This window comes from Pseudomonas sp. R11F (assembly GCF_050312575.1).
GTDB lineage: Bacteria > Pseudomonadota > Gammaproteobacteria > Pseudomonadales > Pseudomonadaceae > Aquipseudomonas > Aquipseudomonas palleroniana.
The window spans coordinates 50,318-62,263 of record NZ_JBNPJU010000010.1 but is presented as its reverse complement, the minus strand read 5'-3'; the positions used below and the strand labels follow the sequence as shown (position 1 = coordinate 62,263).

Genomic DNA, 11,946 nt, shown 5'->3' with positions numbered 1-11,946 from the left:
TTGCACAGTGGGCTTGTTGACCAGTAACGCCTGGCTTACTGAGGGGAAACTTCGGTTTTTGGTTTGCCGAAGTGCCATTCGTAGACCACGAACTTGAAGTCCTTCAGGTCGCCCTTGGCGTCGAAGCTCAGGTCGCCGGTTGGGGTCTTGAAGGTGCCTGCGTGGATGGCGGCAGCGACTTTGGCGGTGTCTTCGCTTTTCGCCGCGGTGATGCCGCCGGCGATCACTTCAACAGCCGAATAGGCCGGGAACACGAACGGACCGCTTGGGTCCTGCTTGTTCTTGGTGAACTCTTCAACGATGGCTTTGTTGGCCGGGTCAGCGTCGAAGGATTTCGGCAGGGTCACCAGCAGGCCTTCGGAAGCATCCTGGGCGATTTGCGAGATGGAGTCGTTGCCGACGCCTTCCGGACCCATGAACTTGGCGTTCAGGCCTTTTTCCTTGGACTGGCGCAGGATCAAGCCCAGCTCAGGGTGGTAGCCGCCGTAGTAAACGAAGTCGACGTTGGCTTGCTTGAGTTTCTGGATGATCGAGGAGAAGTCCTTGTCACCGGCGTTCAGGCCCTCGAAGACCGCGACTTTTACGCCTTTCTTCTCAAGGGTCTGTTTAACGGCGGTGGCGATGCCTTCACCGTATTGCTGTTTGTCGTGCAGCACGGCAACGACCTTCGGCTTGACGTGATCGGCGATGTAGTTGCCGGCCGCCGGGCCCTGGGCGCTGTCCAGGCCGATGGTGCGGAAGATCAGCTTATAGCCACGGGCGGTGATTTCCGGGCTGGTGGCCGCCGGAGTGATCATGATCACGCCTTCATCTTCGTAGATGTCCGAGGCTGGCTGAGTGGAGCTGGAGCAGAGGTGACCCACCACGAACTTGACGCCGTCGTTGACCACTTTGTTGGCTACGGCAACCGCTTGTTTAGGATCGCAAGCGTCGTCGTATTCCTTGGCTTCAAGCATCTTGCCGTCTACGCCGCCCTTGGCGTTGATGTCGGCGATTGCCTGTTTGGCACCCATGAATTGCATGTCGCCGTATTGCGTGACAGGACCGGTTTTAGGACCTGCGATACCGATCTTGATGGTATCGGCTGCGAACGAATGGCCGGCAACCCCAGCCAGGACCATAGCGGCAAACAGTTTGGAAATCTGCTTAGTAGCCTTATTCATAGTGCTCCACTCTTGCTGTTGTATTTTTTATAGTTCTAGCGGCCTTGTGGGCAGCAGAACCGGATCGGATATCTCGAATATCCCCCGGCAGCGGCCTGGCAACTGTACCGGTACAGTGTAGAGCGCCGGTTGATCGCTTGAAAAGCTGGCTGCTGGGGGCAAAACTCGAGCGTGTCGCTTAAATGAAAGAAAAAGACAGAATTGCGGCGTGGTTATGCCAGAGTTCCGGGCAATCCTTGGCTTTCCTGACACTTTCTATCGATGCCTCATTTGCAACTGGGTTTTTCCACCTGGCTTTGTGATGCGAAAGGGACGACGTTATGATTGCGCCGATTTTTTCTTCAGGTGGATTCCCATGACGCAAGAACCTAGCACCCTCTATGCCAAGCTGCTCGGTGAAACCGCCGAAATTTCCTGGAAGGAGCTTGAACCGTTCTTTGCCAAGGGTGCCCTATTGTGGGTCGATGCCGGCCTGGATTTGATCGAGGCCGCCGAGGCGATGGCCGAGGATAACCGCGAAAAAGTCGCCGCGTGGCTGGCTGCGGGGAGTCTGGGCGAGGTGTCTGCGACGCGGGCGTTGGACTTGGTTACACGTGATCCGAGCCTGTGGGCGGTCGTGGTTTCGCCATGGATTCTGATCCAGGAAAGGGCGGCTTAAGAAAGTTGCGCACAAAAAAGGTGCATGTTTTTTCGCGGGTGGAGTGTGTATCCGGGTAACCGCTGACACGGTGATGGCATCTTGCCGTAGAGAAAGGTCACAGGTGAGGGTGACGTAAACGTCACGGGAACAGTTTTGTCGGTGGCTGAGTGCCTGATGAATTGTTTCAGAAGATGAGCAAATCGTATGGGGAAGGGAGCAAGCTCCCCTCCCCATAAAAGCCTACCCCGTCTTGCCGGTATGGTTGTTCAGCGAAATAACCTTGGTCTTGCCAATCCGGTGGCGGTAAATCTCACGCAGGTACTTGATCGCCTTCTTCACGCAGTCGCGTGACAGGCGGATGTCGTTGATCGAGACGAACTTCTCCTTGTCGTTGATCAACTCGCGGTACTTCTTCTCATACATCGGCTTGATCGCATACCAGTTGGTATCGAGGATCTTCGCTGGGTTCTCGAACTCGTTGAGCAGTTCGTCCATGCGGTCTTCGTCGAAGTCTTCATGAATGATGAAGTCCAGGATCGAGTTGTCCAACGTGTCATCGAAGCGGTACGGATTGCGCGCGAAGCAGCGCTTGATAAACGCGACGATCAACGTCAGGAAATCATCCGACAGACACGGGCTCTTGGCGATCAGTGTGGTCAGCGACAGGTTGGCTGACGCGCCGATCACCAATGCATAGCGCTTGAGCGTGGTGTTGGGAAACAGGCTGTTGAGGTGGGTCTTGAGCCGGTTCAGGTCCATGTAGGACAGCTTGTAATCCTTGGGCAGCGAGACGATGGAGACCACCGACGAGCAGTTCTTGAAGAAGTGCAGGTCATGCAGCGCCGCCGCGTCATAACCGGAGTTCTTGTATTGTTCCAGCGACGCCTTGTAGCGCTTGGACTCGATGGGCAGCAGGCTGATGCCTTCGATAGCCTGGGTGACCTTGTTGAAGTGCGGTAGGTCAATGGAGCGGAAGAACAGGTCGTCGATGTTCAGGCGCTGGGGCTCTTTGTCGAACACCTTGAACTTGTCGTTCGACGGCGCCGGGGTTTCCGGTACTACGGATTCGGCATAGGCAATCGCCACCGGGCCGGCCAGGCTCATGAACAGGTCGTTGGCATCCAGGCGAATGGTTTCGCCGATGTCGATGCCGGCGCGCCGGAAGTAATTCTGGTCATAGTCCGTGGTCACCGCCTGGGCGGTGAGAATGTTGAAGATCTGTTGGGAAATGTACTGGTTGGCGTGTTTTTCCATGGCATTGACATCAATATTCTGGATATTGCCGTCGTCGCTCTCTTCGGCGTAACGCATGATGTCGTTGGAGATCAGCATCATCGCGTTCCAGGGGCGGATGCGACCTTTCACACTGGCTTCGCTGCTGTCTTCATTGGCGAAGTTGTACGAGAAATCCCATTCCTCTGACAGATACTTGCACAACAGCCGACCGGCGTTGATGTGCAGAGCTTCGGACATTTCGCTGCGGTGGTCGGAGATATTCGGCAGCACGCAGATGCCACTGGTGAAGATCGGCTCGAACACAAACGCATGGCCACTCTTGCTGTCGTGTTCGTCGGCGGGCTTGGTGTCGAACGTCTTGTTCATGTACGAGTGCTGCTGGGCCAGGCCGAACTCTGAAGCCATGCCTGAGCCGGTACCGCCGCCGGCGCTGAAGATCGAGAAATACAGGCGCGACTGGTTGGCCTTGATGCCGCAGGAGTCGATCAAGTACGAGTGAATCATCTTCCAGTCGGGGCTGGAGAAACGCTGGGTGTCTTTGTTGAGGATGATCTTGGCCAGGTACTGGCCCAAGATGGGCGCGTTACCGGCGCCACCGGCATGGACTTCCGACAGGTCCATGATTTTCATCTTGCTGTAGTCGCGCAGGAAGCCGCTTTTTTCACCCTTGCGCGAGAAGCGGATGCGCCCGGCGATGTCCTTGTCCAGATCGCCCAGCATCACCAGGGGTTCCACCAGGAACACCGGCTTGGTGGTTTTGCCGCCGCCCAGGCGCAGGTTGTTGCGAATCCATTGGGTCGGGCTGTAGCCCTTGTCCAGAGGGCTCTTTTTGAACTGAGGCTTATCCTCGGTACTGAACTCGTTCAGGTAGAACTTGCGCGCGTTGTACACCAGCTCCGCCACGTCCAAGGCAATATTGGAGCCGCAGCGGCCCAGGCCGATCAGGCACACCGACGGGAATTCCTGCTCATGGCCCGAGGCACCGTCACCTTCCAGCTGGGGCGGGCGCGGGAACACCATGTCGCGCAGGCCGTCGAGGTTGTCGAGGATGCGGTCGGTATTGGTCTCGGTGAAGTACAAGTATTGCTGGGTGGCCAGCGGGCGGGCAGTGTTCAATGGTTTATAACCGGCGGCTTTTTGCGCAGGCGTTGTCGGCAACTCGTCGGGGACCACGGTGGCGGAGCTGTTTTTGGAAGTCATTGGGCGCCATGTACCTGGACGGATGGCCAAAAAAATCGGGGAGCCATCACTGAATGAAAGTTCGCGACTTTACAGTGCGTCTGAGTCCGGGGCGGCTGGGTTTAACCCAAGTGTTTACAGGGGAATTCCGGCCGGACTCTGATGAATCGGCCGTTTGTCGGCGTTCTTTAACCAAATGATGGCGAAATGCCAAAGAATCGGCGTCAGCGAATTGGCCTTACGACAGAGGGGGAGCCATTACGCTCCGGAGTGGGTTCCTTCGGCAGCGGGGCCTCCTTATGGCCTTCCCCGTTGATCAGATTGAGCGGGTTGCGCATCTGGATGCCCTGCATCACACCGATGATGTCACTGGCGGGCACTGCCGGGCTGAGCAAGTAGCCTTGAATGAAATCACAGCCATGCTTGAGCAGCAGCTCGAATTGCGCCTGGGTTTCCACGCCTTCGGTCACCACCTGCAGGTGCAGGGTATGGGCCATGCCGATAATCACCTGGACGATCTCGATATCGGCGGTGGATTTGGGAATGTCCTGGATAAACGAGCGGTCGATCTTCAAGGTGTTCAATGGCAGGCGCTTGAGGTAGGCCAGGGATGAGTAGCCGGTGCCGAAGTCATCGATGGCCAGGGAGACACCCAATGCCCGAATCTGCCGCAACAGCGCCAGGGTACTACTGATATTGCCCATCAGCGCGTTTTCGGTGACCTCCAGTTCCAGGCGGTTGGCGGCAACCCCGGCGAAGCGCAGGGCGGCTTCGATTTCATCGGCCAATTCATCACGGGCCAGGTTCAAGGCCGAGCAGTTCACGGCCATGGTCAGCCCGGAGTAGCCGCGATCGGACAACAAGCTCAGGTCGTGACAGGCTTGGCGCAGCACCCAGTGATCCAGTTCGGCAATCAGCCCGTTGCTTTCGGCGATTTCGATAAAACGGTCCGGCGCCAGCAGCCCATGTTGCGGATGCTGCCAGCGTATCAGGGCTTCCAGGCGGGTGACCTTGCCGAGCTTCATGTCGAAGATCGGCTGGTAAAACAGTACCAGTTCGTTGCGCGCACGCAGCGCCGTACGTAGCTCTTCTTCCAGTTGCAGTTCGAGGAAAGCGCGGGTTTTCAGGTTGGAGCTGAAGAAGCTCAGGTTATTGCGCCCGTTGTCCTTGGATTGGTACAGCGCCAGGTCGGCGGTTTTCAGCAGCTCTTCGCAGGTCAGGCCGTCATCGGGAAACACACTGATGCCGATGCTGGTGGTCATCACCATGCGTCGACCGGCCAGCTCGATCGGATCTTTCATCCTCTGCATGATGCGTTGGGCCATGTGGCGCGCTTCATCGCGGTGGTGGATGCTGATCAGGATGCAGAACTCATCGCCACCAAAGCGCGCGACCACATCTTCATGGCTGCGCACGGAGCTCTTGATATGCCCGGCCAGTACTCTGAGCAACTGGTCGCCGGCGTCATGTCCCAGGCTGTCGTTGATTCGCTTGAAGTGGTCGATATCGAGAAAGATCATCGCCATCATGCCTTTGGTGGCGGTTTTTTCTGCGACTTTCTCCGCAAAGATCTGGTTGAACCCACGGCGGTTGAGCAGGCTGGTCAGTGCGTCGAAATGTGCGACTTGTTGCAGCGACGCACGTGCCTGGTCCAGCTCACTGAGCAGTGCGTTGACTCGGCGCAGGTCGCGCTCCTTTTGCTGCAGTTTCTTGTCGGCCAAGGCCGCGCTGATGCTGCTGCCGATCACCAGTAGCGTAATCACCGCCACCGACAGGCCCAGTTGAATCGGGTTGTGGTCCTGCGCTAACGACAGGTCGGCCCCCGTGGGCACGACCATCTGCATGGCGGCCATGCCGGTGAAGTGCATGCTCAGAATGCCGGCGCCCAGCACCAGGCTGGCGGCGTACTTGAGCAGTTGATGAAATACCCCGGCGCCGGTGCGCAGGTAGCTGGACAGTAACAACGCGGCGAGGCTGGCGCCGATGGCGATCGCCACCGACGTAATGAGCAAGCCCGATTCGAAGTACATCACGGCTTGGGAACGCATGGCCGACATGCCGACATAATGCATCAGCGCGATGCCGAGCCCCATCCAGGCCGACGCCAGGAGGTATTGATGGAACCGCAGGTGCGGATGACTGAGGGTTTGCATGGCGAACAGCGAAGCGATCAGGGCGATCACCAGAGAGACGAACGTGAGGATCAATTCGTAATGAATAGCGATCGGGGCCTGGAAAGCCAGCATGCTGATGAAGTGAGTCGACCAGATGCCGCCCGCCAGGCACCCGGCACCCAGCCAGCGCCAGTGTTTACGGGCGGTGGGGTCTTCCACATGGCCGACTCGCTCGGCCATATCCAGCGTGCCGAACCCGGCCGCGCAAGCGACCAGGTAAGCCAGCAGCACCAGAAAGGGGTTATGACTGCAATTGAGTAATAAATGCCCTTTTTCTGGAAGCTCGGTGAAAAAGTGCATCCCAAGCCATTCCATAGCATGCCTCGTCATAGAGTCACGTCACAGCCTGAGGCGATGACCTATGAAGGCGAGTATAGAAGCTCCGCGGGATTCATCATGGATAATGGCACTTTGCTTTGAACTTTTTTCGCATGGTGCCCATAGCGTTTGATGCTAAGCGCTGATCGGCAATTCCCGCGCGACAGGTGCTTCCAGTGGGGCCAGGCCGAATGCGGCACGTGCGGCATCGCAGTCGACATTGTGTTCACCCTGGCTCCACGATGCGTCGAACTCACGGCACGGGCTCGAGCGCTGCTCGTAAATCGTGCAGCGGGTCTCTTTGCCCACTTCGCCCTCGAGGCTGCAGCAGCGTGCGGGTTTCTGGTCTGTACCGATCATCGCCACGCGGGTGGGGTTGATCTGTACCACCAAGTCATCGGGTACCGTACCGCCGGAGGAAGCGCACTCACCCCAGAAGAAAGACACACGAAAGTATGAACAGCAGGCACCGCAATTCAGACACGGACTGGCTTCGGACATGGGCGTCATCGATAAGAAAAGTAGAAGTAGGGTGTTTCGGAAGGCTCGCCATTCTATCCGGGCCGTAGCCGTTGGGAAGAGGGGGGCGCACTTATATTTTGTGTAGGCAAAGTCCCATTGCGACGGGCGAAATCATGCCCTATCAGCTTTACGAATCATTACAGACAACCACCGCCAGCCTGACTATGTTGCAGGTACCTGAGCAGGATGCACCGGACATCGCAGCTCTTATAACAATAAAAGAGACGGACCCATGCAGAACTCGACCCAAGCGGCGAATGCCTGGCGCATTCTGTTCCTGCTGTTCCTGGCCAACCTGTTCAACTTCTTCGACCGTACCATTCCCGCGATCATCATCGAGCCGATCCGCATGGAGTGGCATCTGAGCGACTTCCAGCTCGGTATCATCGGCACGGCCTTCACTATCGTCTATGCGATTGCCGGCTTGCCGCTGGGGCGTATGGCCGATACCGGTTCACGCAGCAAACTGATGGGCTGGGGCCTGTTTGCCTGGAGCGGGCTCACCGCGATCAATGGCATGGTTGGCAGTTTCTGGAGCTTCCTGCTGGTACGCATGGGGATCGGCATTGGCGAAGCCAGCTACGCGCCGGCGGCCAACTCGCTGATTGGCGATCTGTTTCCAGCGCACCGCCGGGCACGGGCCATGGGCATTTTCATGCTGGGCCTGCCATTGGGCCTGGTGCTGGCGTTTTTCACCATTGGCGCGATGGTCAAGGCTTTTGACAGCTGGCGCGCACCGTTCTTCATAGCCGCCGTGCCGGGGCTGATCCTGGCGATATTCATGTTCTATATCAAGGAACCTGAACGCGGCGCGGCGGAAACCGTAAAGGTCTCCCAGGAGCGCGTCGACCGCCCGATCCGTCGCGTGCTGGCGGTGCCGACTTTCCTGTGGCTGGTGCTGGCCGGGCTGTGTTTCAACTTCGCCACCTATGCCTGCAACTCGTTCCTGGTGCCCATGCTGCAGCGCTACTTCCTCATGCCATTGCAGGAGGCGGCCGTGGCTACCGGGGTGATCGTCGGCCTGACCGGCCTGGTGGGCTTGACCTTGGGCGGCTGGATTGCCGACAAGATCCATCAGCGGGTCGCCAATGGTCGTCTGTTGTTTGCCGCGTGCAGCCTGATCATTTCCACGGTGACCACCGCCTGGGCCTTGCATGCCGGGCGCATCGAGATCGGTGTGTTTATAGCCCTGTTCAGTGTCGGCTGGCTGTTCGCCTATAACTTCTACACCTGCGTGTACACCGCGATCCAGGATGTGGTCGAGCCGCGCCTGCGGGCGACGGCGATGGCGCTGTTCTTTGCCGGCTTGTACCTGCTGGGAGGGGGCATGGGGCCGATCGTGGTGGGCGGCCTGTCGGACCATTTCGCCCATTCGGCCATGTACGCGGCGGGAGCTGAGCAAATGACCGAAGCTTATAAAGCGGTGGGGTTGCATGACGCCATGTACCTGATCCCGGTGGCGCTGTTCTTGACCATGCTGTTTCTGTTCCAGGCGTCACGCAGTTTTGTGCGGGATGCCAAGCGGATGAAGGAAGGCTTGAGTGCGGTGGAGGTGCCGGCTTCGGCGGCGACTGTCTAATACTGCGCTGCCACGTTGAAACAGGGCGCTGGCTCCCGATGAGGCGCACAAGATGAATGAAAAAAGGCCCGCATTGCGCGGGCCTTGTTTTTTGCTTCAAACCGCGATTAGCCGGCAACCAGGACGCGGATCGCTTCCAGCCGCAGTGCCGCCTTGTCGAGCATGGCCAGGCCTTGTTCGCGTTGGTTGCGCAGGGCAACCAGTTCGCTGTCACGCACCGTCGGGTTGACGGCTTGCAACGCGGTCAGGCGTGCCAGTTCTTCTTCGGTATCCGCCGCCAGGCGACGCTTGGCCTCGGCCACGCGTTCGGCGTGTTGCGGGGTGATCTTCTCTTCACCTGCGTTGATGCGTGGCGTCAACTGGTCGCGCTGGGCCTGGATGAACTTGTTGGCGCTGGCCCGCGGCACGCTTTCCAACTGGTCGTTGAGGGTCACGAAGGACACCCGGCTCGACAGGTCGTTGCCATTGGCGTCCAGCAGGCAGCGCAGGGCGGCCGGCGGCAGGTAACGGCCCAGTTGCAGCGCACGTGGCGCAACCACTTCGCTGACATAGAGCAGTTCCAGCAATACGGTGCCGGGCTTGAGCGCCTTGTTCTTGATCAGCGCCACGGCGGTGTTGCCCATGGAACCGGACAGCACCAGGTCCATGCCGCCTTGCACCATCGGGTGCTCCCAGGTGATGAACTGCATATCTTCGCGCGACAGCGCCTGGTTACGGTCGTAGGTGATGGTCACGCCTTCGTCGTCGCCCAGGGGGAAGCTGGCGTCGAGCATTTTTTCGCTGGGCTTGAGGATCAGCGCGTTTTCCGAATGGTCTTCGCTGTCGATGCCGAACGCGTCGAACAGGGTTTCCATATAGATCGGCAGGGCGAACTGGTCGTCTTGCTCAAGGATAGCTTCCACCAGCGCCTCGCCTTCACCCGCGCCACCGGAGTTGAGCTCCAGCAGACGGTCGCGACCGGTGTGCAGCTCTTCTTCCAGGCGCTCGCGCTCGGCGCGGGCCTCGTCGATCAGCGCTTGCCACTCGCCGTCATCGGCGTTTTCCAGCAGCGGCAGCAGGCGCGGGCCGAACTGATGCTGCAAGGCGTTGCCGGTCGGGCAGGTGTTGAGGAACGCGTTCAGCGCTTCGTGGTACCACTGAAACAGGCGCTCTTGCGGGCTGGTTTCCAGGTACGGCACGTGCAGTTCGATCACGTGTTTCTGGCCGATCCGGTCCAGACGGCCGATCCGCTGTTCCAGCAGGTCGGGGTGGGACGGCAGGTCGAACAGCACCAGGTGGTGGGAGAACTGGAAGTTGCGGCCTTCACTGCCGATTTCCGAGCAGATCAGCACCTGGGCGCCGAACTCTTCATCTGCGAAGTAAGCGGCGGCGCGGTCACGTTCGAGGATGTTCATGCCCTCGTGGAATACCGTGGCCGGTATACCGGAACGCACGCGCAGGGCGTCTTCCAGGTCCATGGCGGTTTCGGCGTGGGCGCAGATCACCAGGACCTTGGTGCGCTTGAGCATTTTCAGCTGGTCGATCAGCCACTCGACCCGTGGGTCGAAGCGCCACCAGCGATTGTCTTCCTCGATATCCGGCTGCGACTGGAAGCTGACTTCCGGGTACAGCTCGGCGTGTTCGCCTAGCGGCAGCTCCAGGTACTCGTCCGGGTTCGGCAGCGGGTAGGCGTGCAACTTGCGCTCGGGGAAGCCTTGTACGGCGGCGCGGGTGTTGCGAAACAGCACGCGGCCGGTGCCGTGGCGGTCGAGCAGCTCACGCACCAGGCGCGCACTGGCTTCGGTGTCGCCATCGTTGACGGCGGTGAGCAGGGCTTCGCCTTCGTTGCCGAGGAAACCCTGGATGGTCTTGTGCGCGGCAGGGGAAAGGCGGCCCTTGTCCAGCAGCTCCTGCACGGCTTCGGCTACCGGGCGATAGTTGTCGCTTTCTGCGCGGAAGGCTTGCAAGTCGTGGAAGCGGTTCGGGTCCAGCAGGCGCAGGCGTGCGAAATGGCTGTCCTGGCCCAGTTGTTCCGGGGTGGCGGTGAGCAGCAGCACGCCGGGGATAACCTCGGCCAACTGTTCGACCAGCGCGTACTCCGGGCTGACCTTGTCTTCATGCCACACCAGGTGGTGGGCTTCGTCGACCACCAGCAGGTCCCAGCCGGCGGCGAACAGCGCGTCCTGGGCCTTTTCGTCGTCCACCAGCCATTCCAGTGCGACCAGCGCAAGCTGGGTGTCTTCGAACGGGTTGGCGGCATCGCTTTCGATAAAACGTTCTTCGTCGAACAACGCCACTTGCAGGTTGAAGCGGCGGCGCATCTCTACCAGCCACTGGTGCTGCAGGTTTTCCGGCACCAGGATCAGCACGCGGTTGGCGCGGCCCGACAACAGCTGGCGATGGATCACCAGGCCGGCTTCGATGGTCTTGCCCAGGCCCACTTCATCCGCGAGTAATACCCGTGGCGCGATACGGTCAGCGACTTCACGGGCGATATGCAGTTGGTGAGCAATAGGTTGCGCTCGCACGCCACCCAGGCCCCACAGCGAGGACTGCAATTGACGGCTGGTGTGTTCCAGGGTGTGGTAACGCAGCGAGAACCAGGCCAACGGGTCGATCTGCCCGGCGAACAGACGGTCGCTGGCCAGGCGGAACTGGATAAAGTTGGAGAGTTGGGTTTCCGGCAGGGTGACCTGCTCGTTCTGCCCATTGAGGCCGTGGTAGACCAACAGGCCGTCGGCATCGTCGACTTCCTGCACGGTCATTTTCCAGCCTTCGAAATGGGTGATGGTGTCACCCGGCGAGAACCTCACGCGAGTGAGGGGCGCATTCCGTAGCGCATACTGACGAGTGTCGCCAGTGGCCGGATAGAGCACGGTCAACAAGCGCCCGTCCTGTGCCAGAACGGTGCCTAACCCCAGCTCTGCTTCGCTGTCACTAATCCAGCGTTGCCCCGGTTGATACTGCTGCGCCATGCTGCCTGACTCCCGCCGTGAAAAAGCCGACTATCTTAACGGAACACGGCCCTCAGCCAAAGGATTCTGACAAAAACTACTCTGTTTGAGCGGCGCTTCAACAGTTGAATCGACAGATGGCGGGCACTCACGAGTGTCGACTGGGTCACAGCTTGGCGACTGGCCGTTCAAGTCGCCCGGC

General features: G+C 59.3%; 7 protein-coding genes. 2 read left to right on the top strand and 5 right to left on the bottom strand.

Annotation, left to right across the window (positions count from 1 at the left end; genetic code table 11):
* Positions 1-35: 35 nt before the first annotated feature.
* Positions 36-1,163, bottom strand: coding sequence for a branched-chain amino acid ABC transporter substrate-binding protein (locus ACQRBV_RS02370; protein WP_104995734.1), 1,128 nt, complete (start codon positions 1,161-1,163; stop codon positions 36-38).
* 355 nt (positions 1,164-1,518) lie between these two features.
* Between ACQRBV_RS02370 and ACQRBV_RS02365 the strand changes: the two genes are divergently transcribed.
* Positions 1,519-1,821, top strand: a complete 303-nt coding sequence (locus ACQRBV_RS02365) for a DUF2288 domain-containing protein (protein ID WP_060753798.1) — start codon at positions 1,519-1,521, stop codon at positions 1,819-1,821.
* Between the two features lie 222 nt (positions 1,822-2,043).
* On the opposite strand, the gene ACQRBV_RS02360 is transcribed toward ACQRBV_RS02365, so the two are convergent.
* The 3 genes from ACQRBV_RS02360 to ACQRBV_RS02350 form a co-directional block, all read right to left on the bottom strand.
* Positions 2,044-4,239, bottom strand: coding sequence for a hypothetical protein (locus tag ACQRBV_RS02360; RefSeq protein WP_104995735.1), 2,196 nt, complete (start codon positions 4,237-4,239; stop codon positions 2,044-2,046).
* A 203-nt stretch (positions 4,240-4,442) separates the two neighbouring features.
* Positions 4,443-6,707 carry a putative bifunctional diguanylate cyclase/phosphodiesterase gene (locus ACQRBV_RS02355; RefSeq protein ID WP_411984448.1) on the bottom strand — a complete coding sequence of 755 codons (2,265 nt, stop codon included), beginning with the start codon at positions 6,705-6,707 and terminating at the stop codon, positions 4,443-4,445.
* A gap of 138 nt (positions 6,708-6,845) precedes the next feature.
* A complete protein-coding gene (locus ACQRBV_RS02350) occupies positions 6,846-7,211 on the bottom strand; it encodes a YkgJ family cysteine cluster protein (RefSeq protein WP_060753795.1) in 366 nt (121 codons plus the stop codon).
* Positions 7,212-7,464: 253 nt separating this feature from the next.
* Here ACQRBV_RS02350 and ACQRBV_RS02345 point away from each other — a divergent pair, with 253 nt between their 5' ends.
* On the top strand, positions 7,465-8,811 hold the full coding sequence (locus ACQRBV_RS02345; protein ID WP_161549744.1) for a spinster family MFS transporter: 1,347 nt from the start codon (positions 7,465-7,467) through the stop codon (positions 8,809-8,811).
* A gap of 107 nt (positions 8,812-8,918) precedes the next feature.
* Here the strand turns inward: ACQRBV_RS02345 and rapA are convergent, their stop codons facing one another.
* Complete coding sequence (rapA, locus tag ACQRBV_RS02340; RefSeq protein WP_060753793.1) at positions 8,919-11,765, bottom strand: RNA polymerase-associated protein RapA; 2,847 nt, start codon at positions 11,763-11,765, stop codon at positions 8,919-8,921.
* Positions 11,766-11,946 lie beyond the last annotated feature (181 nt).